At 22.8% G+C, this 25,623-nt stretch carries 18 protein-coding genes, 5 tRNA genes and 1 rRNA gene; 16 read left to right on the top strand and 8 right to left on the bottom strand.

All coding sequences use genetic code 11. From position 1 onward, the window contains the following. Nucleotides 1-47: 47 nt before the first annotated feature. Nucleotides 48-1,588: ribosomal RNA gene (locus SMPSPU_RS00455) — 16S ribosomal RNA — on the bottom strand. Between the two features lie 195 nt (nucleotides 1,589-1,783). Here SMPSPU_RS00455 and SMPSPU_RS00450 point away from each other — a divergent pair. Together SMPSPU_RS00450 and SMPSPU_RS00445 are read left to right on the top strand one after the other, a co-directional pair. After that, the gene (locus SMPSPU_RS00450; protein WP_041093794.1) at nucleotides 1,784-2,764 is read left to right on the top strand and encodes a polyprenyl synthetase family protein; all 981 of its coding nucleotides are present in this window, start codon (nucleotides 1,784-1,786) and stop codon (nucleotides 2,762-2,764) included. Further along, entirely contained in the window at nucleotides 2,765-3,178 is a 414-nt protein-coding gene (locus SMPSPU_RS00445) for a SufE family protein (protein ID WP_041093792.1), read from the top strand. Here the strand turns inward: SMPSPU_RS00445 and SMPSPU_RS00440 are convergent. The 6 genes from SMPSPU_RS00440 to SMPSPU_RS00415 are packed head-to-tail and all read right to left on the bottom strand — an operon-like array spanning nucleotide 3,159 to nucleotide 11,250. Continuing rightward, entirely contained in the window at nucleotides 3,159-4,385 is a 1,227-nt protein-coding gene (locus SMPSPU_RS00440) for a hypothetical protein (RefSeq protein WP_075050668.1), read from the bottom strand. The genes SMPSPU_RS00445 and SMPSPU_RS00440 overlap by 20 nt on opposite strands. 1 nt (nucleotide 4,386) lies before the next feature. Continuing rightward, nucleotides 4,387-4,974, bottom strand: a complete 588-nt coding sequence (locus tag SMPSPU_RS00435) for a c-type cytochrome (RefSeq protein ID WP_041093790.1) — start codon at nucleotides 4,972-4,974, stop codon at nucleotides 4,387-4,389. Further along, entirely contained in the window at nucleotides 4,967-5,506 is a 540-nt protein-coding gene (locus tag SMPSPU_RS00430; protein ID WP_041093788.1) for a DUF3341 domain-containing protein, read from the bottom strand. The genes SMPSPU_RS00435 and SMPSPU_RS00430 overlap by 8 nt, the downstream gene beginning before the upstream one ends. A 49-nt stretch (nucleotides 5,507-5,555) precedes the next feature. After that, nucleotides 5,556-6,920 carry an NrfD/PsrC family molybdoenzyme membrane anchor subunit gene (gene nrfD / locus SMPSPU_RS00425; protein ID WP_041093786.1) on the bottom strand — a complete coding sequence of 455 codons (1,365 nt, stop codon included), beginning with the start codon at nucleotides 6,918-6,920 and terminating at the stop codon, nucleotides 5,556-5,558. 6 nt (nucleotides 6,921-6,926) lie between these two features. Next, nucleotides 6,927-9,875, bottom strand: coding sequence for a 4Fe-4S dicluster domain-containing protein (locus tag SMPSPU_RS00420; protein WP_041093784.1), 2,949 nt, complete (start codon nucleotides 9,873-9,875; stop codon nucleotides 6,927-6,929). Between the two features lie 55 nt (nucleotides 9,876-9,930). Then, a complete protein-coding gene (locus SMPSPU_RS00415) occupies nucleotides 9,931-11,250 on the bottom strand; it encodes a c-type cytochrome (protein WP_041093782.1) in 1,320 nt (439 codons plus the stop codon). Between the two features lie 137 nt (nucleotides 11,251-11,387). Here SMPSPU_RS00415 and SMPSPU_RS00410 point away from each other — a divergent pair. From SMPSPU_RS00410 to rpoC, 13 genes are all read left to right on the top strand, one after another. After that, a tRNA-Thr gene (locus SMPSPU_RS00410) sits at nucleotides 11,388-11,461 on the top strand. A 9-nt stretch (nucleotides 11,462-11,470) separates the two neighbouring features. Next, nucleotides 11,471-11,553 (top strand) — tRNA-Tyr (locus tag SMPSPU_RS00405). A gap of 11 nt (nucleotides 11,554-11,564) precedes the next feature. After that, nucleotides 11,565-11,637, top strand: a tRNA-Gly gene (locus SMPSPU_RS00400). A gap of 16 nt (nucleotides 11,638-11,653) precedes the next feature. Continuing rightward, nucleotides 11,654-11,726: transfer RNA gene (locus SMPSPU_RS00395), tRNA-Thr, on the top strand. 20 nt (nucleotides 11,727-11,746) lie between these two features. Then, nucleotides 11,747-12,931: an elongation factor Tu gene (gene tuf, locus SMPSPU_RS00390; protein ID WP_041094126.1), complete on the top strand. Its 1,185-nt coding sequence runs from the start codon at nucleotides 11,747-11,749 to the stop codon at nucleotides 12,929-12,931. Between the two features lie 8 nt (nucleotides 12,932-12,939). Further along, nucleotides 12,940-13,013, top strand: a tRNA-Trp gene (locus SMPSPU_RS00385). A gap of 182 nt (nucleotides 13,014-13,195) precedes the next feature. Next, nucleotides 13,196-13,678 carry a transcription termination/antitermination NusG family protein gene (locus SMPSPU_RS00380; RefSeq protein ID WP_041093780.1) on the top strand — a complete coding sequence of 161 codons (483 nt, stop codon included), beginning with the start codon at nucleotides 13,196-13,198 and terminating at the stop codon, nucleotides 13,676-13,678. A gap of 10 nt (nucleotides 13,679-13,688) precedes the next feature. Further along, on the top strand, nucleotides 13,689-14,114 hold the full coding sequence (gene rplK / locus SMPSPU_RS00375; RefSeq protein ID WP_041093778.1) for a 50S ribosomal protein L11: 426 nt from the start codon (nucleotides 13,689-13,691) through the stop codon (nucleotides 14,112-14,114). Nucleotides 14,115-14,116: 2 nt separating this feature from the next. Further along, a complete protein-coding gene (gene rplA / locus SMPSPU_RS00370) occupies nucleotides 14,117-14,788 on the top strand; it encodes a 50S ribosomal protein L1 (RefSeq protein WP_041093776.1) in 672 nt (223 codons plus the stop codon). A gap of 3 nt (nucleotides 14,789-14,791) precedes the next feature. Next, nucleotides 14,792-15,298 carry a 50S ribosomal protein L10 gene (gene rplJ, locus SMPSPU_RS00365; protein ID WP_041093774.1) on the top strand — a complete coding sequence of 169 codons (507 nt, stop codon included), beginning with the start codon at nucleotides 14,792-14,794 and terminating at the stop codon, nucleotides 15,296-15,298. 9 nt (nucleotides 15,299-15,307) lie between these two features. Beyond that, complete coding sequence (rplL, locus tag SMPSPU_RS00360) at nucleotides 15,308-15,682, top strand: 50S ribosomal protein L7/L12 (RefSeq protein ID WP_041093772.1); 375 nt, start codon at nucleotides 15,308-15,310, stop codon at nucleotides 15,680-15,682. Between the two features lie 77 nt (nucleotides 15,683-15,759). Beyond that, complete coding sequence (rpoB, locus tag SMPSPU_RS00355; RefSeq protein WP_041093770.1) at nucleotides 15,760-19,593, top strand: DNA-directed RNA polymerase subunit beta; 3,834 nt, start codon at nucleotides 15,760-15,762, stop codon at nucleotides 19,591-19,593. A gap of 60 nt (nucleotides 19,594-19,653) precedes the next feature. Beyond that, nucleotides 19,654-23,877, top strand: a complete 4,224-nt coding sequence (gene rpoC, locus SMPSPU_RS00350) for a DNA-directed RNA polymerase subunit beta' (RefSeq protein WP_041093768.1) — start codon at nucleotides 19,654-19,656, stop codon at nucleotides 23,875-23,877. Here the strand turns inward: rpoC and truA are convergent. Continuing rightward, the gene (gene truA, locus SMPSPU_RS00345) at nucleotides 23,874-24,632 is read right to left on the bottom strand and encodes a tRNA pseudouridine(38-40) synthase TruA (RefSeq protein ID WP_041093766.1); all 759 of its coding nucleotides are present in this window, start codon (nucleotides 24,630-24,632) and stop codon (nucleotides 23,874-23,876) included. The genes rpoC and truA overlap by 4 nt on opposite strands. A gap of 55 nt (nucleotides 24,633-24,687) precedes the next feature. On the opposite strand from truA, the gene SMPSPU_RS00340 reads away from it, so the two are divergent. Further along, nucleotides 24,688-25,620, top strand: a complete 933-nt coding sequence (locus tag SMPSPU_RS00340; RefSeq protein WP_041093764.1) for an RluA family pseudouridine synthase — start codon at nucleotides 24,688-24,690, stop codon at nucleotides 25,618-25,620. Nucleotides 25,621-25,623: the final 3 nt, after the last annotated feature.

Genomic DNA, 25,623 nt, shown 5'->3' with positions numbered 1-25,623 from the left:
TTTTTAAGCATTAAAAGAATTTTCTTGAAAAGGGATTTTCCTCTAAAAACAGAGATGTTCCAGCCGCACCTTCCGGTACGGCTACCTTGTTACGACTTAGCCCTAGTTATTAGCCTTACCTTAGGCAGCTCCTTTTATGGTCACCGACTTTAGGTACTTCCAACTTCCATGGCTTGACGGGCGGTGTGTACAAGGCCCGGGAACGTATTCACCGCGCCATGGCTGATGCGCGATTACTAGCGATTCCAGCTTCATAGAGTCGAGTTTCAGACTCCAATCCGAACTGAGATCGGCTTTAGAGATTTGCTTCTGGTCACCCAGTCGCTGCCTTTTGTACCGACCATTGTAGCACGTGTGTGGCCCAAGACGTAAGGGCCGTGATGATTTGACGTCGTCCCCACCTTCCTCTCGGCTTACGCCGGCAGTCTTATTAGAGTCCCCGACATTACTCGATGGCAACTAATCATAAGGGTTGCGCTCGTTGAAGGACTTAACCTAACACCTCACGGCACGAGCTGACGACAACCATGCAGCACCTTGTACTCCGTCGTTTGACTAAATTGTTTCCAATTTATTCGTAGTACATTTAAGTCTTGGTAAGGTTCCTCGCGTATCATCGAATTAAACCACGTGCTCCACCGATTGTGCGGGCCCCCGTCAATTCCTTTGAGTTTCAACCTTGCGGTCGTACTTCTCAGGTGGATCACTTATCACTTTCGCTTGACCACTGAATTATAAAAATCCAATAGTTAGTGATCATCGTTTACGGCATGGACTACCAGGGTATCTAATCCTGTTTGCTCCCCACGCTTTCGTGCCTCAGCGTCAGTCTAGGCTTAGTAACTTGCTTTCGCGATCGGTGTTCTGTGTGATATCTATGCATTTCACCGCTACACCACACATTCCAGCTACTCCAACCTAACTCAAGTCTCTCAGTATCAATAGCCATTTTAAAGTTAAGCTTTAAGATTTCACTACTGACTTAAAAAACCGCCTACGCACCCTTTAAACCCAATAAATCCGGATAACGCTTGTATCCTCCGTATTACCGCGGCTGCTGGCACGGAGTTTGCCGATACTTATTCGTATATTACATTCAATTTTTTCTAAAAATAGAATTTTTTATTCATATACAAAAGCAGTTTACAACCCATAAGGCGTTCATCCTGCACGCGGAGTGGCTGGTTCAGAGTTGCCTCCATTGACCAATATTCCTCACTGCTGCCTCCCGTAGGAGTTTGGTCCGTGTCTCAGTACCAATGTGGGGGTACGCCCTCTCAGGCCCCCTACCGATCATTGTCTTGGTAAGCCATTACCTTACCAACTAACTAATCGGACATACGCCTATTTTATGCCATATAAAATTTTAACAATATTTCTTTATAAAATATTGTTTTATAAGGTATTAATCCAAGTTTCCTCAGGCTATCCCTCAGCATAAGGTAAGTTACGTATGTATTACTCACCCGTTTGCCGGTCGCCAACAAAAAATATAAATTTACTTATATTTTTTTTGCTGCCCCTCGACTTGCATGTGTTAGGCCCTCCGCTAGCGTTTATCCTGAGCAAGGATCAAACTCTTCATTGTAAATTTTAGTTTCTTCAAAAATTATTGATCCCTTTTCAAGAAAAGACTTTTAAACTTAAATTATCGTTAATAAAAAGAACGTATTTATTCTTAATAAGAATAACTAATTAAAACAAATATAATAAAAAAAAACAAAAAAAAAAACATTTTTTTTATTTTTTTTTACAATTATTTATTAATTATAAAATTAATTTTATGGCAGAAATAACTTTAAAAAAATTAAAAATTCCAATAAAAAAAGAAATTAAAATTTTTGAAAAAAAATTTCCTTCTTATTTAAGAAGTAAAATTCCTATTTTTCAAGAAATAAATAATTATTTAATTAAAATTAAAGGAAAATATATTAGACCTATATTTATATTTTTAATTACTAAAATGTTAGGAAATATTTGTAAAAAAACTTATGATTTAGCTTATTTAGTAGAATTAATGCATACTGCTTCATTAATTCATGATGATGTAATTGATTTTAGTAATACTCGTCGAGGAGTTTTATCTATTAATGCAATTTGGCAAAATAAAACAGCTGTAATATTTGGTGATTATATTTTTTCAAAAAGTTTAAATATTGCAATTAAAAATAATTATAAAGATTATTTAAATATCATTTCTAAAACAATAGAAAAAATGAGTGAAGGGGAAATATTTCAAATAGAATTTTTTAATAAAATGAATATTAATAAATCTATTTATGAAAAAATAATTTTTAAAAAAACAGCTATTATGATAGGTGCATGTTGTGAAGGAGGTGCAAGATCTATTAATAAAAAAAAAAAAATTATTTTAGAAATGAAAAAATTTGGAGAATTAGCAGGAATGGCTTTTCAAATAAAAGATGATTTACTTGATTATGAAAATGTTAAAAATTTGAATATTAATTATTATTTAATTTTAAAAGAAATTAAAATGACTTTACCTTTTATATATACTTTAAAAAAAAGTTCAAAAAAAAATAAACAATGGTTATTTAATCTTTTTAAAAAAAAAAAAATAAATTTTATTTTTTATAATAAAATTTTAATTTTTATTAAAAAATTTGGAGGAAAAGAATATTCTATATTTCAAATTAAATTATTAACAAATAAAACTTTACTTATTTTAAATAAATATTATAAAAATAAAGCTAATGAATCATTAAAAAATGTTATTTTTTTTAATAAAAAAAGAAAATTTTAGATGAATTCTTTAATAGAAAAAGAAAAAAAAATAATAGAAGAATTTTCATTTTTAGAAACTTTAGAAGAAAAATATATTTATTTAATAGAAATAGGAAAAAAGCTTCCTTTGATTAATAATCAATATCTTATTGATAAATATATCATAGATAATTGTCAATCTAAAATATGGATGATATTAAATATAAAAAAAAAAAAATTAATTATAAAAGCTTATACTGAAGCTCTCCTTCCAAAAGGAATATTATTTTTAATAATACGTATATATTCTAATTCTTATATTAATGATATTATCAATTACAATAATAATTTTTTAAAAAAAATCGGATTAAAAAATTTTTTATCTCCATTAAGATCTAATGGTATATTAAATATTATTAATAAAATTAAATTATTTATTTTAAATAATTATTAAAATCTTTTATTGTATTTAAAAAAAATAGACTTCCTACAAAAAGAAAGGAACTTATTTCTTCATATCCTGAAAAAATGCCAACACTTTCAGACATAATAAAATTATACAAATTTAAATAATGACCTATTATTAGATTAATACATATTAAAATTAATTTTTTTTTATTCATTTTATTCTTTTTTTTTATTAATGATAAAAATGGTATTATAAAATTTATAATAATTATTATTTTTTCTAAATATTTATATTTATTGGCTTGATTTGTAAAATAAAAACCTTCTTCTGGTATATTACTATACCAAATTAATAAAAATTGTGAAAAACATAAATAACTCCATAAAAGACTAGTAGTAAAAATATATTTAGATAAATCATATAAATGTTTTCTTTTAAAAAAAGAAAAAATTTTTTTTCTAAATAAAAAAAAAGAAAATAAAGTTATTATACTAATTCCTATTACTAAATTAGATCCTAATAAAGACCAATTAAATATTGTACTAATAAAATTAGGATTTAAAAACATAATCCAATCCCATCCTATATATATAGTATATATAGAATTAAAAATAATAAATAAAACTGAATAATAATAGATTTTATTATTTTTTTTTTTTTTATATTTATTTAATATTTTTTTTAAAAAAAAATTAAGGATATATATATATATGTAAGATCTTAAAAAATAAAAAAATATATAATTTATATAAGGTTTATTTAAAAATAAATTATGTTTATTAGAATATTTAATATGAAATATGTAATCATTCATTTTATCAAACATATTAATTATTCCAATATTATTTAATATTAATATTAACAATATTAATATACTTCCAAATGGAAGAAATTTAATTATTCCTTCCATTATATTTATTAATATAATAGACCATTTTGATTTAGAAATATATTGAATAGTTAAAAATACAAATACACCTAATGACATATTAAAAAAATAAATAGTAGAAGTATATAAAGCGGCCCAAGGTCTATTATAGATTTGTTTAATATAATAATTTTTATTATTATTATATATATAATTTTTATTATCTTTTAATTTATAACAATCAATTAATTGTATTATATTATAATCATTAATATATAATTGATTATATAAATCATATATAAAAAAAGTTAATCCAACAAATAATAATATTTTAATTTTTATTAAAAAAAAATTCATCTTTATTTTTCTAAATAAAAAATTCATATTAATTTTTTATTTTTAAACTCATAACATATTCTGCTATTTTCCATCTATCTAATAAAGATAAATGAGATGAATAAGACCCCATATTATTTTTTCCATACATCATAACATGATATATACTTCCAATAGAAATCAAAATATCTTTATAAGAAGGAACACCTAATATCTTTTCATTTTTAACTAAAAATCCATTTCCCTCTCCTTTTTCTCCATGACATATTGCACAATTTATATCAAACAAATATTTGCCTCTTTTAAGTTGAGATTCTTTTTTTCCTTTTAAAGGTGAAATTTTTATATTCTTAGAAAGATTATATCCTTTTTTATTATTAGGTAATGTATATGGAATTATTTTTTCTTCATTGTGAATAATAGTTCCTAAAACTGGAGTTAAAGGATTATTTCCATAAGGAAATATTTTTATTTTATTATTTTTTTTTTCCTCAAAAAAATCAATATTTTTAGAATATGGTTCATATGCCTTTGAATAATACATATCTGGCATATAAACACTTTTAGGAAATAAATTATTATTACATGATATAATTATTAACATATATATTATAATATAAATATATTTTTTATACATAAAAAAAATTTTTTTTTTTTATATTAATTTCTATTACTCCATTTTTTTTTAGTAAATTAATACATTTTTTTAAATTATTATTCATTAATTTAATTTCAATTAAAAATTTATCATCTGTCGTTCTATAATCAGGATTTTTAGGAAAAGATCCTGGATATAAATTACATCTTGTAAAATATGTTAAACACATAAAATGTGCACTACAAAATATTGTAATTTCAAATATTACAGGTATAAATGAAGGTAAATTCATATTCCAATGAAAGGATGGTTTACCTCCAATATTTTGAGGCCAATCAAATATCATTGAATACCAAGTTAAAAGACTTGATATAATAAAACCAAATAATCCATATTTAAAAGCTAAACTAGATAAATTTTCTTTTGAATAATTTAGAATTTTATTTATTCCATGAATTGGAAAAGGAGAATATATTTCATTAATTTTTATTCCAGAATTTATTAATTTTTTTATACTTGATATCATTATTTGATCATCATCATATAATGCATATATAATTTTTTCTTTCATTATTTTATAATCATAAGATCATGAATGCATATATTTTTTTTTTCTTTCATTATTTATTTTCTTTTTTTAATATTGTTTTTAATTCTGATTGTGAAATCACAGGAAAAGTACGTGCATATAAAAGATATAATAATAAAAAAAAGCCATTAGTTCCTATAAAAATTCCTATATCTACAAAAGATGGTAAAAAACCAGTCCAAGATGAAGGAAGATAATCATGACTCAGATTTAATACAATTATATCAAAACGTTCAAACCACATTCCTATATTTATAAATATAGATATTATATAAGATAAAAAAAAATTAGTTCTTATATATTTAAACCATAAAAATTGGGGAATAATCATATTACATATAATAAGAGCCCAAAAAGCCCACCAAAATGGTCCTATTGCAGCATTTGAAGAAAAATATATAAAATCTTCAAATTTATTATTTGAATACCAAGCTAATATATATTCGGTTATATATGCTAGAGAAACAATTCCTCCAGTAACTAATATAATTAAATTTATACATTCTATATGTTTTTTTGTTATATAATCTTCTAATTTTAAAATTTTTCTAATTAGACCTAATAATAGTTGAACCATTGCAAAACCTGAAAAAATTGCACCAGCAACAAAATATGGTGGAAATATTGTACTATGCCAACCTTTAATAATAGAAGTAGCAAAATCAAAAGAAACTATTGTATGTACAGAAAAAACTAAAGGAGTACAAATACCTGCTAATATTAAAGATACTTTTTCAAAGTATTGCCATTGTTTTAAATTTCCACTCCATCCAAAACTTAAAATATTATATATTTTTTTTTTAAATTTATCTTTTGTCTTATCACGGATCATTGCAAAATCTGGTATTAATCCTATAAACCAAAATACGGTAGAAACAGAAAAATATGTACTAATAGCAAATACATCCCATAATAATGGCGAATTAAAATTTGGCCATAATGTACCAAATTGATTAGGAATAGGTAAGACCCAATAGGCGTTCCAGGGACGCCCCATATGAATTATTGGAAATATAGCAGCTTGTATTATGGCAAATATAGTCATAGCTTCGGCTGATCTATTTATAGATAAACGCCATTTTTGTCTAAATAAAAATAAAACAGCAGATATTAAAGTTCCAGCATGACCAATTCCAACCCACCAAACAAAATTAGTTATATCCCAGGCCCAATTTATAGTTTTATTTAAACCCCAAACACCTATACCTGTACCAATAGTATAAGCTATACAAATTAAACCCCATATAAAAGCTATTAAAGAACATATAAATGTTATCCACCATAATTTATTAGCTTTTGTTTCTATAGGTTTTATAGTATTATTACTAATATCAGAATAGGTTTTTTTACCTAAAATAATAGATTCTCTTTTTAAAAAATTAGATGTTTCTACCATAAAAGGTTATACCTTATTTTTTTTTAAATTTCTAATTTTTACTTGATAAAAAACATTAGGTTTAACTCCTAAAAAATCTAATAATTTATAACTTCTATTTTCTAATTGTTTTTTAAAAATTTTTGAATTTTTATTGTTTATATCTCCAAAACTAATCGCATTAGTAGGACATACTTTAGAACATGCAGTTTGAAATTCATTATTTTGAATTTTTCTTTCTTCTTTTTTTGCCTTTAAAATTACTGATTGTGTCATTTGTATACACATTGAACATTTTTCCATAACACCTCTACTTCTTATAACTACATTAGGGTTTAAAACCATTCTACTTAAATTAGAAGTTAAATTAAAAGGAAATTTATTATTATTATAATAATTAAACCAATTAAAACGACGTACTTTATATGGACAATTATTGGCACAATAACGTGTTCCAATACAACGATTATAAGCCATCATATTTTGTCCTTGTTTTCCATGTGAAGTAGCTCCTACAGGACAGACAGTTTCACAAGGAGCATTATTACAATGTTGACACATTATTGGTTGAAAAATTATTTTAGGATTTTTATTTTCTGGTCTTAAAAGAGATTTATATAAAACAGGTTCATATAAAGGATTTGTTTTATATTTTTTTTTTAAATAATTAGTATTAGTCGAATAATATCTATCTATACGTAACCAATGCATATCACGAAAATTACGTATTTCTTCTTTTCCTACAACAGGAATATTATTTTCTGAATTACAAGCAATAACACAAGATGTACATCCTGTACATTTATTTAAATCAATTGAAATATTAAAATGATGACCATTTTTTTCTTTAAAATTTTTCCACATAGTAATTTTATTACTATTTATATTTTTATTTTCAATAATATCTTCTTTATTCCAAAAATTTTTATTCACATTTAAATATGTGTTAAGATTTGTTTCTTTAGCAATAAGATTTCTACCTACTGTAGTATTTTGTAATTGAAAACAGGAAAATTTATATATTTTTTCACTTTTTTTTAAAAAAATATTTTCTTGAATAAGATTAAAATTTTTATATAATGCATAAGCATTAACTCCTCTACTTTGTTTAGCTACTTTTCCTTTTTTTCTTCCATATCCAAAAGATAAACTTAAAGATCCTACAGATTGACCTGGTTGAATATAAACAGGAATATTTTTTATAATTATATCATTAAAAAATAAATTTACACAATTTCCATTCATTGCTCCATTTCCTATATTCCAATTTTTTATACCTAAATTTTTTGCATCTATAAAAGACATAGTTAAATAATTTTCCCATGTTGTCCTAGTTATAGGGTCTGGTAATTCTTGTAACCAAGGATTATCATATTGTCTTCCATCTCCCATACTTATTTTAGTATATAATCTAAGTTCAAATTTATTATTTTTTGTTGCTTTAAAAGCAAATTTAAATTTTTGGAATTTTTTGTTTTGTTTTTTTTTCTCTCTAATTTTTAAACTTCCATAAAATAAGGCTTTTTTAAAAGAATTTACATTTAATTTATTAATTATTTTGTTTTTGAAAAAAAATTTTAAATAATCATAATAATTAATATTTTTTTTTGATTTTTTTTTAATTAAATTTAAAAAAAGATTTTTAATTTTAATATGTTTTGGATTTTTTTTTATCCATTCTAATAAAGAATTTTCAAATTGTCGATTATTAAAAATTTTTTTAATAATAGGTTGTCTTAATGAATACATTTCTGTTAAGGGTTTATAATCACCCCAAGATTCAAGCCAATGAGGAACAGGAGCCCAGATTTTAATAAAATCTGATGTTTCATCTTCTTTCATTGCAAATGAAATAGTTAAAGGAATTTTTTTTATATATGATTTAATTTTTTTATCAAAAAAATGATATACAGGATTAGTATTAAATACTAATAATGCTCCAATTTTTTCTTTACTTAAATCATTAATTAAATTTAAAACAATTTTATCATTACTTTCTTTTAAAAAAATAAATTTTTCATTTTTTAATGCATTACTTTTAATTTTTTTATTTATTAATAATGATATTTCATACATTTCTTTATTACCATCAGCAATAATAAGAACTTTTTTTCCTTTTTTAAAAATTCTTTTAGCTAATGAAATTGCTAATTTATTATTAGAATTATTCTTCATAGCTTTATATAATTCAATTAGTAAATTATAAATTTTAGATGGATTTATTGTAATTCTTAAATCTGCATTTGCTCCTGATAAACTCATATGACTTTCTAAATGAATATGATTTATCATAGATAAATTGGGTTTTTTCCTTTTACTATAAATTTTATGAAAATTTTGAGGACTCCAATCTCCTAAAAAATCTGCATCAAAAGATATTAATAATTCAATATTAGAAATATCATAATATGGAATAGCTCTTTTTCCTAAGACTTTGTTTACTGCATTTAAAGTTGATGAATATGATATAGCATCATATATAATATGATGAGTATTTTTATAAACTTTTGTGAAATCAGAAATTAATTGTTTAGTAGATGGGCTAGGTAAAGAAGAGGTTAAAATAACAATTTTTTTATTTGAATTAGATATAGTATTTAATTTTTTTATTATAATATTATCTAATTTGGCCCAAGAAACTTTTTTTTTATTTATTGAAGGATATTTTAATCTTTCATTATCATAAAGTGATAAAATAGAACTTTGAATTCTAGATGAGACAGTATTAAAATATTTTGAGTCTTTATTAGACTCTATTTTTATAGGTCTTCCTTCTATTGTTTTTACAATTACATTTCCAAAATCAAATCCATCAAACATAGTAGAAGCATAATAATTATTAATACCAGGAGTTATATATTCTGGTTTTATAATATATGGAATAGATTCTATTACAGGACCTTTACAAGCCGCTAAAGTAACATATAATGTTGTAAAACCTAAAATTTTTAGAAAATCTCTACGTGTTGTTTTCATAAATTTATATTATTATATTATTATATTATATTATATAATATAATATATTATTCTTTTAATAATGACATTTTCCACATTCTATTCCACCTAAAGAACTTATTTTTTTATTTAAATAATTTTGATTATAATAATTTAAATAATAATTATTATTATAATTTATATTTGTATTAACATGACATTTTATACACCATTCCATAGTAAAATCATTAAACATTAAAACTTTATCCATATTTTGAACATATCCATGACAAGCTTCACATATTAAATCTACATTTTTTGATTTTTTAATTTCTTTTCCAGCCACAATAATGTGTTGAGAATGATTAAAATTAACAAATTTCGGGAGATTATGGATTCTTATCCATTTTATATTAGATTTATTTTCATAAAAATTTATTTTTTCTTCATTCCATCCTAAATATTTATATATCTTTTTTATTTCATTATCAATAAATTGTTTTTTTTTTAACAGATAATCTCCATTATAACTATTAATTGATATATGACAATTCATACATACATTTAATGATGGAATACCAGATATTTTACTATATAAAGAACTATAATGACAATATTGACAATGTATTTTATTAATACCAGAATGAATTTTATGTGAAAAAAATATAGGTTGATTAGGTTTATATCCTTTATTTACATCTATTTTCATTAAAAAAAACCATATAATCCATATAACAAAAAAAGAAAAAAAAATTTGAATAAAAATTATTATTTCTTTTAATTTTAATATTTTTTTTATGAAAAATAATATAATTTTTTTCTTATAAAAAGAATCTTCAATAAAAGTATATTTTTTTTTAGAAATGAATTCTTCAATAGAAGGATATTTTATTATTTTTAATAAATAAATTAATTTATATATAAAATTAATTAAAATTAAACTTATAAGAAATATTCCCAAAAAAATTATTTTAATAAAAGGATCGTTAAAATGATTAAAAAAACTATAGTTTTTTTTTTTAAAATTATTTTTATTTATAATATTTTTATTATAATTTTTTATAAAATATAATATATCATCTATATTTTTTGTAGATAATTTAGGAAATAATGTCATATCAGATTTATTATATTTTTTATATATTTCAACAGCTTCTTTATCTCCAGAATTTATTAATTCTTTATTATTTTTTATCCATTTATGAAGCCATTCTTTGTTTCTTTTTTCATTTATTCCATATAATGGAGGACCAATTAATTTTTTTTTTAAATCTAAAGCATGACAGGCTGTACAATTTATTTTAAATAAGTTTTTTCCGTTTTCTAAATCTTTATTAGATTGAGTATTACCATTTTTGAAAAAAATAAGACAAGAAAACATTATAGTTATATAAAAAAAATTTTTTTTTTTTTTCATATATTTTTAATGATCAAATTAGTTTTTTTTTAATATAAAATTATTTTTTTTTAAATAAAAAAAGAATTTTTTTTTTAAATAAAAAAAGTGTATATTTATTTATATTTTAATATAAATCATATTGCTACTTTTCGTAAGCCGATGTAGCTTAGTTGGTTATAGCACGTGATTTGTAATCTCGAGGTCGTGGGTTCGAATCCCTCCATCGGCTCTATTAAATGGGGAGATACTCAAGTGGTTAACGAGAACAGACTGTAAATCTGCTGGATTATTCCTTCGTGGGTTCGAATCCTACTCTCCCCACATTAATTATTGCGGGAATAGCTCAGTTGGTAGAGCATCAGCCTTCCAAGTTGAATGTCGCGGGTTCAAATCCCGTTTCCCGCTCTAAATGGTTACATTCGCCAATGTAGCTCAGTTGGTAGAGTTCTTTCTTGGTAAGAAAGAGGTCACGGGTTCAAATCCCGTCATTGGCTTTTATAAAAATTTATATATAATGGCAAAAGAAATATTTAGACGTGATAAACCTCATTTAAATATAGGTACAATAGGTCATGTAGATCACGGAAAAACAACTTTAACTGCTTCAATAACAACAGTTTTTTCAAAAAAAGGACTTGCTGTTGCAAAAGATTTTAGTTCAATTGATAATGCTCCTGAAGAAAAAGAAAGAGGAATTACAATAAATACTTCACATGTCGAATATCAAACTGAAAAACGTCATTATGCTCATGTTGATTGTCCTGGACATGCTGATTATGTTAAAAATATGGTTACAGGTGCAGCTCAAATGGATGGAGCAATTTTAGTAGTAGCTGCAACAGATGGACCAATGCCTCAAACAAGAGAACATATTTTATTAGCTCGTCAAGTAGGAGTGCCTAATTTAGTTGTTTTTATGAATAAAGTAGATCAGGTAGATGATCCCGAAATATTAGAATTAGTTGAAATTGAAATAAGAGAATTATTGTCTAAATATGAATATGATGGAGAAAATATTCCAATTATACAAGGTTCAGCTTTAGGAGCTTTAAATGGAGAAGAAAAATGGGTTAAAAAAGTAGAAGAACTTATGAAAGCTGTAGATGATTATATTAAAGAACCTATAAGAGATATAGAAAAACCATTTTTAATGCCAATTGAAGATGTTTTTACTATAACAGGACGTGGAACTGTAGCTACAGGACGTATAGAAACAGGAATTATAAATACAGGAGATTCTATAGAAATAATAGGTATGGGAGTAGAAAAACTAAATTCTATAGTTACAGGAGTAGAAATGTTTAGAAAAATTTTAGATAAAGGACAAGCTGGAGATAATGTAGGATTATTATTAAGAGGAATAGAAAAAAAAGATATACGTAGGGGAATGGTTATATCAAAACATGGTTATATAACTCCTCATAAAAAATTTAATGCTCAAATATATATATTAAAAAAAGAAGAAGGAGGACGTCATACTCCTTTTCATAATAAATATAAACCTCAATTTTATTTAAGAACTACAGATGTTACAGGAACTATATTTTTATTAAATAATGTAGAAATGGTAATGCCTGGAGATAATATTTCTGTAGAAGTAGAGCTTTTACAACCTGTTGCATTAAGTGAAGGTTTACGATTTGCAATACGTGAAGGAGGTCGTACAGTTGGAGCAGGACAAGTTATTAAAATACTTTAATAATTATAACGGGTGTAGCTCAGTAGGCTAGAGCATTGGTCTCCAAAACCAAAGGTCGTGAGTTCGATTCTTACCACCCGTGCTATTAAAGAAAATTATTTCTTATGAATAGAATAAATAAAATACTAAAAATTTATAATAATTATATAAATCACTCAAAAGTGAAAGAAATTTTCACTGAAATTATATATATTATTTTAATAAGTATAATTTTATCTGTTCTAATTTTGATTTTCGATATTATTTCTAATTTCTTTAAATAATATGAATTATATAAAAAAAAAATGGTATGTAATTCAAACAATTCCTGGAAAAGAAAAAAAAATTAAATCAAATATAAAAATTAATATTAAAAACTCTTATTTTAAAAAATTTATAGGAAAGTTAATTATTCCTATAAAAGGAAAAATAAATTATATTCCTGGATATATTTTTATTGAAGTTAATTTAAATTACAAATTAATGTTTATCATAAAACATACACCTGGTGTAATAAATTTTTTATTTAAAAAAAATAATTGTATTCCAATTAAAATAAAAAAAAAAAAAATAAAGAGATTATTATATAATATAAAAAAATCAACCTACATAATAGGAGAAACTGTTAAAATTATAGATGGTCCTTTGAAAAATTTTAATGGAATTATAAAAAAAATAAAAAAAAAAAAAATAGAATTATCAATTTTAATTTTTAATAGAAAAACTACATTAAAATTAAATTTAATACAAATAAAAAAAATTAATTAAACATAATTTTATGTATAAAAAAATTATAAAAATAATAAAATTACAAATAAAAGGTGGATTAGCAAATCCAGCTCCTCCTATAGGTCCGGCATTAGGAGCCGCTGGTGTAAATATAATGGATTTTTGTAAAAAATATAATTTTAGCACACAAAATGATAAAGGAAAATTGTTACCAGTTATTATAAGTATTTATGATGATAAAAGTTTTGATTTTATTATTAAAAAACCTCCAGTATCTAAACAATTATTAGAACTATGTAAAATTGATAAAGGTTCAAAAGAATCAAATAAAATTAAAGTAGGAAAAATTACTTGGTTTGAAATAAAAAATATTGCAAAAAATAAAATCATAGATATGAATTGTTTTAATATTAAATCGGCCATTTCTATGGTAGCTGGAACCGCTAGATCAATGGGAATTGAAATATTGGATTAAAAATGGTTAAAAAAAAATATAATAATATTGATTATAAGATCAAATATTCTTTAAATGAAGCATCAAAATTAGTTACACAAAAAAAATTTACAAAATTTGATTCTTCTGTTGATATTGCAATATGTTTAGGTGTTGATCCTAAAAAACCTAATCAATTGATACGTGGAACAGTTAATTTACCATATGGTACTGGAAAAATTGTTCGTGTATTAGCTTTAATTCCTACAGAAAGAGAAAAAGAAATAAAAAATTCTGGAGCTGATTTTATAGGATTAGATAATTATATAAATAAAATAAAAAATGGATGGTTAGAATTTGATGTTATAGTAACAATTCCATCAGTAATGTTAAAATTAGGTGCATTAGGAAAAATATTAGGTCCTAGAGGTTTAATGCCTAATCCTAAAACAGGAACAGTAACTAAAAATCCAAATAAATCTATAAATGAAATAAAGTCTGGAAAAATAGAATTTAAAGTAGATAGATATGGAATAATACATACTTCCATTGGAAAAGTTTCATTTGGTTTTGAAAAAATTAAAAAAAATGTTTCAGAATTAATTAATGTTTTAAAAAAATTAAAACCATCAACCTCTAAAGGTATTTTTTTTAAAAAAATATATTTATCTAGTACTATGGGGCCTAGTATTTCAGTAAATATACAAGATTTATAATATATGATAAAAAAAAAAAAAATAATAAAATTAATCTCAAATTATATTGAGAATAATAATTCTATTTATTTAGTTGATTTATCTGGGTTAACTTCTAATCAAATTTTTGATTTGAGAAAAAATTGTTATGATAAACAAATCAAATTAAAATTTGTAAAAAATACATTATTTAAAAAAGCCATAAAAAATTCAAAATTTGAAAAATTTTATCCAGTCTTAAAAGGTCCTACAGCTTTAATGACATCTAATATAAATAATTATCCAGCAATATTGATAAATAATTTTAAAAAAAAATTTTCTTTAAAAAAAGAATATTTAAAAGCAGCTTATATAGAAGATATGTTATATCTCGGAGAGATTTCATTAAATACTTTAATCAATATTAAATCAAAAAACGAATTAATATTAGACATTATTTTTATGCTTAAATCTGAATTATTTAATTTATTTTTATTATTAAATAGTAAAAATAAAATATATAATATTATATTTTATTTATTAAAAAAATAATAATAAAAAATGACAGATATAAAAAAATTAGCCAATAAATTAGTAAATTTAACAGTAAAAGAAGTAAATGAATTATCAAATCTATTGAAAATAGATTATGGATTAGTATCTAATAAAATTTATGATGAAGAACATATAACAAATAATAAAAATTTAGAAACTAAAGTAGAAAAAAAAACATTTAATGTTATTCTTAAATCATCTGGACCATCCAAATTAGCAGTAGTTAAATTAATAAAAGAAATTACTGGTAAGGGACTTAAAGAGTCTAAAGACTTAGTAGATTCTGTTCCAAAAACTATAAAAGAATCTCTAAATAAAGAAGAAGCAGAATTATTAAAAAAAAAATTTGAATATATAGGTGCTGAAATTGAATTCAATTAATTTTTTTTTTAAAAAAAATTATTATTTACTTTAATAAAAACAAAATTATATATATTTCATATAAAGTAAATAGAATTATGAATATAAAAAAAAAAATGAAAAAAATTAATTTTGCATCAGTAAAAACAAAATTGAAATATCCAGATTTTTTAGAAATTCAATTAAAATCTTTTAATAATTTTTTAAAAATTGATTCAAACTTAAAAAATAGAAAAAATGAAGGTTTATATAAAGCTTTTATAGAAAATTTCCCGATCTCAGATGCTAAAAATAAATTTATTTTAGAATTTATAGATTATATAATAGATCCTCCTAGATATTCATTAGAAGAATGTCTTAAAAGAGGTTTAACGTATAGTGTTTCTATAAAAGCAAGATTAAAATTATATTGTACAAAATCAGAAATTAAAAATTTTGAAACAATATATCAAGATGTCTATTTAGGAACATGTCCATATATGACTCCATCAGGATCTTTTATTTTTAATGGATCTGAAAGAGTTGTTGTTTCTCAATTACAGAGATCTCCTGGTGTTTTTTTTTATCAATCTTATCATTCCAATGGAAAAAAATTTTATTCTGCAAAAATTATTCCTTTTAAAGGATCTTGGATAGAATTTTCAACAGATATACATAATGTAATGTATGTTTTTATAGAAAAAAATAAAAAAATACCTGTTACTACTTTGCTTAGAGCAATAGGTTTTTCTAAAGAAAGGGATATATTAAATTTATTTGAAATAACAGAAACAATAAAGATAAATAAAAAAAATTCAAAAAAAATTTTAGGAAGAACTCTTGGGGAAAGAATATTCAAAATTTGGTATGAAGATTATATAGATGAAGATTCAGGAGAAATAATTTCATTAAAAAAATCTAAAATTATATTAAATAGAAATATTATTTTAAATGAAAATAATATACATAAAATTATTGATAATAATATCAAATATATTTCTTTATATAAATTAAAAAAAACAAGTCTAGATTTTTCTATTATACATAATACAATACAAATAGATCCTACAAATTCTAAAAAAGAGGCAATATATTATATATATAAAATATTAAAAAATTCTGATCCTATAGATGAAATAACAGCAATATTATTTATAAATAAATTCTTATTTTCTGAATATAAATATAGTTTAGGTGAAGTTGGAAGATATAGATTAAATAAAACTCTAAAATTAGATTTTCCTTTAACTTATAAAGTTTTAAGTAAAGAAGACTTCATTTCTATTATTAAAAATTTAATTATATTAAATAATTCAAAAAAAGAAGTTGATGATATAGATCATTTAGCTAATCGTAGGGTAAAAACAGTAGGAGAACAATTATATACACAATATGTAATAGGACTTGCAAGAATGTCAATAATTATAAAAGAAAAAATGAGTATAAAAGAAAATGAAGTTTTTTCTCCTATAAAATTAATAAATGCAAGATATTTAACATCTGTTATTAATTCTTTTTTTGGAACAAGTCAATTATCTCAATTTATGGATCAAACTAATCCATTAGCTGAAGTAACTCATAAAAGAAGATTATCTTCTTTAGGTCCTGGGGGGTTGTCAAGAGACAGAGCTGGATTTGAAGTACGTGATGTTAATTATTCTCATTATGGAAGATTATGTCCTATAGAAACCCCTGAAGGGCCTAATATTGGATTAATATCATCTTTATGTGTTTTGGCAAGAATTAATGATATGGGATTTATAGAAACTCCTTATTTCAAAGTAAATAAAGGCAAAGTAATATTAAAAAATAAACCAATTTATCTTAGTGCTGAACAAGAATATGGAAAAATAATTGCACAAGCTAATGCTATATTAAATTATAATACAGGAGTTTTAAAAAAAAAAATTATAGTTCGTGCAAATGCTGATTTTCCTATGGTTAATTATAAAAAAGTAAATTATATAGATCTTTCTACTAATCAAATAGCATCTATATCAGCATCTTTAATACCATTTCTTGAACATGATGATGCCAATAGAGCATTAATGGGATCAAATATGATGCGTCAAGCTGTTCCTTTATTAAAACCTCAAGTACCTATTGTAGGTACTGGATTAGAAAAAAAATTAGCACAAGATGCACGTATATTAATTCATGCAGAAAAAGATGGTATAATAGAATCAGTAGATTCTAATAAAATTAGAATAAAATATTTTTTTTCTGAAAAAAAAAAATTACTTTCTTTTGAAGAAGAAATAAAAAGTTTTAAATTAATTAAATTTAGAAAAACTAATCAAAATACTTGTATAAATATAAAACCTATAGTAAAAAAAGGTATGAATGTTACTAAAGGTCAAGTTTTATGTGAAGGATATGCTACTAAAAATGGAGAATTAGCATTAGGTCGAAATATTAAAGTAGCTTTTATGCCTTTTAAAGGATATAATTTTGAAGATGCTATAGTTATTTCGGAAAAAGTAGTTCGTGAAGATATTTTTACATCTATTCATATAGATGAATATTCAATAGAAGTACGTGATACTAAATTAGGAATGGAAGAATTATCAAATGATATCCCAAATCTTAGTGAAAGACAACTTCAAAAGTTAGATCAAAATGGAATTATTCAAATTGGACATTATGTTAAACCTGGAGATCTACTTATAGGTAAAACAACTCCTAAAAAAAAAAAAAATCCAACTTCAGAAGAAAAACTTTTAAAAGCTATTTTTGGTGAAAAAGCAATATCTATAAAAGATTCATCTTTAAAAGCTAATTCATCTTTATTTGGAGTTGTAATAGATACAAAAATCTATTCAAAAAAAATTAAAATGAAAAACAAAGAATTAGAAAAAGAAAACTTAAAATTAGAAAAAATGAAACTTAAAAAAATAGACGATAAATTTACAAAAAAATTTAAAAAATTAAAAAATTTATTAATTAATAAATTAAATACAGTATTAGAAGGTGAAATATCTGAAGAAGTATTTGATTCTTTTTTTCAAAAAAAAATCTCAAAAGGACAAATAATCAATTTAAATATTTTAAAAAATATAAAAAATTATAGAAATATTATTTCTAATAGATGGATAAAAAATCATTATAAAAATGATTTAGTATTAAAAATATTAAAAAATTTTTTTGTTCTAAAAAAGAAATTAAAAATTCAATTAATACTAAAAAAAAATAATATCTTAATAGGTGATGAATTACCAACAGGTATTATTAAACTTGCTAAAGTTTTTATTGCTAAAAAAAGAAAATTAAAAGTAGGTGATAAAATGTCTGGAAGACATGGAAATAAAGGAATTGTGGCACGTATTGTTAGAGAAGAAGATATGCCATATTTAGAAGATGGAACTCCGGTAGATTTAGTTTTAAATCCATTAGGTGTCCCTTCACGTATGAATATAGGACAAATTTATGAAACTATTTTAGGTTGGGCGGGAGAAAAATTGAAAATAAATTTTTCTACCCCAATATTTGATGGAGCTTCTTTAGAAGAAATATCAAAATATACTGATAAAGCTAATTTACCTCGTTTTGGAAGTACTTATTTATTTGATGGAGAAACAGGGGAAAAATTTGATCAACCTGTTACCGTAGGTGTAATTTATATGTTAAAATTAAATCATATGGTTGATGATAAAATGCATGCTAGATCAATAGGTCCATATTCATTAATAACTCAACAACCATTAGGAGGAAAATCTCAATTTGGAGGACAAAGATTTGGTGAAATGGAAGTTTGGGCTTTAGAATCTTTTGGAGCAGCAAATATTTTACGTGAAATACTTACTATAAAATCTGATGATATAATAGGACGAACAAGAACTTATGAAGCTATAGTTCAAGGAGCAAAAATTCCAGTACCTGGAATTCCAGAATCATTTAATGTATTAATTAATGAATTAAAAGGATTAGGGTTAAATTTAAATTTAGAAAAATAATAATTTTTTTTTAAAAAAAAAATTATTAAATTTAATAAATTAAATTAAATTAAATTAATTATGAATTATGAAATAATAGATAATTCTTTTAAAAAAGTAACTATTAGTTTTTCTTCCTCTGAAGATATTTTAAAAGATTCATATGGAGAAGTCTTAAAACCAGAAACTATAAATTATCGTACTCATAGACCTGAATTAGATGGTCTTTTTTGTGAACGTATTTTTGGTCCTACAAAAGATTTTGAATGTGTTTGTGGTAAATATAAAAAAAAACGTTATAAAGGATTAATCTGCGATAGATGTGGCGTCGAAATAATAGAAAAACAAGTTCGTCGTTACAGAATTGGCCATATTAATTTAATAGTACCTATAGTACATATATGGGGATTTAGATCTCTTCCAAATAAAATAGGATATGTTTTAGGTTTATCATCTAAAAAACTGGATCTGATAATTTATTATGAACGTTATGTAGTAATACAACCAGGAATTGCACAAGATTATAAAAATTTATATATAAAAAAATTCAGTTTATTAACTGAAGAAGAATATCTCTTTATATTAAATTATCTTCCAAAAGAAAATCAATATTTATCTAATAATGATCCAAATAAATTTATTGCTAAAATGGGAGCTGAATGTTTAAAACAATTATTAAAAAATGTTGATTTAAAACTGTTATCATCTTCTTTAAAAAATCAAGCAAATAAGGAAACATCTAAACAAAGAAGATTTGAATCTTTCAAAAGATTAAATGTAGTAGAAAGTTTTAAAGAAGGAGAAAAAAAAGGAGGTAAATTGACAAATCTTATTTTTAAAGTTATTCCTGTAATTCCTCCAGAATTACGTCCTTTAGTCCCTTTAGATGGGGGAAGGTTTGCTTCTTCTGATTTAAATGATTTTTATAGAAGAATTTTAATTCGTAATAATAGATTAAAAAGATTAATAGAAATTAAAGCTCCTGAAATAATATTACGTAATGAAAAAAGAATGTTACAAGAATCTGTAGATTCACTTTTTGATAATTCTAGAAAAATTACAGCAATAAAATCAGAATCTAATAGACCCTTAAAATCTTTATCTGATTCCTTAAAAGGAAAACAAGGTCGTTTTAGACAAAATCTTTTAGGTAAAAGAGTAGATTATTCAGCAAGATCAGTAATAGTAGTAGGTCCAAAATTAAAATTAAATGAATGTGGATTACCTAAATATATAGCAGCTGAAATTTATAAACCTTTTATAATTAAAATTCTTCTTGAAAGAGGTATTGTAAAAACAGTAAAATCAGCTAAAAGACTTATAGACAAAAAATATCCAATGATCTGGGATATTTTAGAAAATCTTGTAAAAGGTCATCCTGTTTTATTAAATAGAGCACCTACACTTCATAGATTAGGAATTCAATCATTTCAACCTAAACTTATTGAAGGAAAAGCAATAGAATTACATCCATTAGTTTGTTCGGCATTTAATGCCGATTTTGATGGAGATCAAATGGCCGTACATCTTCCATTATCAACTGAAGCCATTTTAGAAGCTAAATTATTAATGTTAGCATCACAAAATATTTTAAATCCTGCTAATGGAGATCCTATTACAGTACCATCACAAGATATGGTATTAGGGTTATATTATATGACTAAAGAATTAAAATCTACTCCTGAAAAAAAAATTAAAGGAGAGGGTATGTGTTTTTCTTCTCTTGAAGAAGTGGAAATAGCTTATAATAATAAAATTGTAGATATTCATGCAATAATGAAAGTTAAAGTTAAAATGTTACAAAACAATGAATTAATATCAAAAATTATAGAAACGACAGTAGGTCGAGTTTTATTTAATATAGTTGTTCCAAAACAAGTAGGATATATAAATGAATTATTAACAAAAAAATCTTTAAGAGAGATAATTTCTAAGATATTAAATAAAACCAATATACCTACTACAGCAAAATTTTTAGATGAAATAAAAGAATTAGGATTTTATCATGCATTTAAAGGAGGTTTATCTTTTAATATAAATGATATAAAAATTCCAAAAGAAAAAAAAAAAATGATTAAAAAAGCTATGGAAAAAGTTGATTTGGTTAAATCCCATTATAATATGGGATTAATAACTAATAATGAACGTTATAATAAAATAATTGATATATGGACTAATACTAATGCTAAATTAACAGAAAAAGTTATGAATTATATGCAATATAGTAAACAAGGATTTAATTCAATCTATATGATGCTAGATTCTGGAGCTAGAAGTTCAAAAGAACAAATACGTCAATTATCTGGAATGAGAGGATTAATGGCAAAACCTCAAAAAACAAGTTTAATAGGTTCAGAAATTATAGAAAATCCAATTTTATCTAATTTTTTAGAAGGATTATCTATATTAGAATATTTTATATCTACACATGGAGCAAGAAAAGGATTAGCTGATACTGCTTTAAAAACAGCAGATGCTGGATATTTAACAAGACGTTTAGTGGATTCAGCACAAGATATAATTATAAAAGAAAATGATTGTAAATCATCTTTAGGAATAAGAATATCTGCATTAAAAAAAAATGAAGAAATAATAGAACCATTCTCATCTAGAATTTTAGGTCGGATAGTTTTAAAAAATGTTTATAATCCTATTAATAATAAATTATTGATAAAATCATCTGAAATAATAAATAAAAAAAAACTAAAATTGATAACAGAAGCTTCAATAGATAGTATTGAAGTTAGATCTACTCTTACATGTAAGTCTAAAACAGGAATTTGTATAAAATGTTATGGAAAAAATCTTGCTAACGGTTTTATGGTTCAAAAAGGAGAAGCAATAGGAGTAATAGCAGCACAATCAATTGGTGAACCAGGTACACAACTTACACTTCGAACTTTTCATGTTGGAGGAACAGCTGGTAATATATATAAATCTTCAAAAATAAAAGCTAAATATGATGGAATAATAAAATATAAAGATATTAAAGTAGTAAAAAATAATTTGGAAAAAATAGTTGTTTCTAGATCATCTGAAATCTTTTTATTAAATAAAAATGGAGTAGTTTTAATGAAAAAAAATATTCCATATGGATCTAAATTATTTGTTTATAATAAAAAATTTTTAAAAAAAGATGAAATTATATGTAGTTGGGATCCATATAATGCTGTTATTATAGCAGAATTATCAGGAATAATAAAATATGAAAATCTTGAAAAAGGACTTACTTTTAAAGTTCAAATAGACGAACAAACTGGTTTTAAAGAAAAAATTATTTTGGAAGTAAAAAATATAATACCTACTTTAAAAATAGTAAATAAAAAAAATAAAGTATTAAAAACTTATAATTTACCTATAGGGGGACATTTAATAGTAAATGATGGAGACTATATAAATGAAGGAACTATTTTAATAAAAACACCTAGAAAATATTTTCAATCAGGAGATATAACAGGGGGATTACCACGTTTATCAGAATTATTTGAAGCCAGAAATCCTTCAAATTCTGCAATAATATCTGAAATAGATGGAATAGTTAGTTTTGGAAAATTAAAAAGAGGAAATAAAGAAATAATTATAAAATCTAAAAGAGGAAAAAAAAAGAAATATTTAATAAGAAGATCAAAACAAATTATTGTACAAGAAAATGATTTTATCAAAGCAGGAAGGCCTTTATCAGATGGAGATATATCACTATATGATATTTTAAATATAAAAGGATTAAAAGCTGCTCAAAAATATTTAATTAATGAAATACAAAAAGTATATCGTTTACAAGGGGTTAAAATTAATGATAAACATTTTGAAATTATAGTAAGACAAATGATGCAAAAAGTAAAAATTATAAAATCAGGAGATTCTAAGTTTTTAGAAGGAAATATTGAGTTTAAAAAAACTTTTATAGAAGAAAATAAAAAAATTTTAGAAATGAAAGTTATAGAAGAATCAGGTGATTCTAAAAAATTTGTTAAAGGAGATTTAATTTATATTAAAGATCTTATAAAAGAAAATAAGTTTTTATTTTTTTCAAATAAAAAACAGTTAAAATTTAGAAATACAAATATAGCTATATCTAAACCAATAATTCAAGGTATAACTAAAGCTGCTTTACAAACTAAATCTTTTATTTCTGCTGCTTCTTTTCAAGAAACTACAAAAGTTTTAACAGAGGCTGCTATAAAAAATAAAACTGATTATTTAAATGGATTAAAAGAAAATGTTATAGTAGGTAATAAAATTCCTGCAGGAACTGGATTCACAAAATTTAAAAAAATTTATATGATTGATGATCTAAATTATTAAAATAAATAAATATTAATTGGATAATTAATTTTTTTTAAAAAAAGACCTTTTGCTGGTGCAGAAATTCCTGCTAAATGTATATTTTTAGCTTCTATTATTTTAATAAAATCTTTTAGTGTTATTTTTTTTATTCCTAACTCAATTATAGTTCCTACTATAGATCTTACCATATTCCTTAAAAATCTATTTGCTTCAATATAAAAAAATAATTTTTTTTTTTTTAAAATCCATTTTGCATAAAAAATATTACATATATATGTTTTATTATTACTTTTGTTTTTACAAAAACTACTATAATCTTTATATTTTTTAAGTAATTTTGCTCCTTTATTTAAAATTTTTATTTTTATTTTTTTTTTAGATAACCATTGCCAACTTGTATCAAGATAAAAAGGATTTTTTTCTAAAAATATTCTATATTCATAAACTCTACTTAGAACATTAAAACGAGCATGAATTTTTTTTTTTACAGAAAAAAAATTTTTTATTTTAATATTTAAAGGTAAAAAATAATTTAATTTAAATTTAATATTTTTATCTATTAATAATAGATTTTGATTAAAATCAAAATGAGCAAACATTTGTATTGCATGTACCCCTGCATCTGTTCTTCCTGCTCCTATAATTTTAATATTTTTTTTTAATAAAAAACTTAAACATTTTTCTATTGTTTCTTGTACTGAAATATTTTTATTTTGAATTTGCCATCCATAAAATAATGCACCATGATAAGATATTTCTAAAAAAAATCTCAATTTTTAATAATTATTTTATTTATATTATAAATAAAAAAAACATGATAAAAAAAAAATTATAGTAAATAATAAAGAAAAATTAATAAGAATAGATAAATATTTATTTTATAAATTTTCTAATATTAATAGAAATATTCTACAAAAATTAATAAAAAAAGGAAATATTTATGTAAATAAAATTTTAATTAAAAAAAATTTTTTAATAAAAAAAAATGATATAATTGATATTATATTTTCTTCCATAAAAAAGAAAATCATATATGATCATTTAAAATTAAATATAATTTATGAAGATGAATACATCTTAATTATTAATAAACAATCTGGTTTAGTTGTTCATCCAGGTAATGGTAATGAGTCTAATACTCTAATAAATGGTTTATATTTTTATTTAAATAAAAATAAAATTAATCATTTTTATAAAAAAATTCCTAATTTAGTTCATAGAATAGATAAAGAAACAAGTGGTTTAATTTTAGTTGCAAAAGATAAAAATATAAAAAAAAAAATTTCAAAACAATTTATTGGTAATAAAATTACCAGAAACTATATTACTTTAGTTTGGGGAAATATAAAAAAAAATAAAGGAACTATTATCTGTAATATTGGAAGATGTGTAAAAACAAATATATATATGAATTTTTTTACTAATGTAAAAAATGGTAAATTTTCAATTACACACTATAAAGTGTTAGAAAGATTTAAATATGTTACTCTTTTAAAATGTACTTTAGAAACTGGACGTACTCATCAAATTAGAGTACATTTAAAATATATTGGACATCCAATATTTAATGATAAAAATTATGTAGGCCATAAAAAAGAAAAATTTATAAAAAATTTTGTAAAAAAAATAAAATATCAAGCTTTACATGCTTATTATATAGAATATATACATCCAATATATATAAAAAAAAAAAATTTTATATGTCCTATTCCTAAAAGGATAAAGTTTTTAATAAAAAAATTAAATTTTTTAATAAAATAATTA

This window comes from Candidatus Karelsulcia muelleri PSPU (assembly GCF_000829155.1).
Taxonomy (GTDB): Bacteria; Bacteroidota; Bacteroidia; order Flavobacteriales; family Blattabacteriaceae; genus Karelsulcia; species Karelsulcia muelleri_A.
This window is presented reverse-complemented; position numbering and strand designations above follow the sequence as displayed.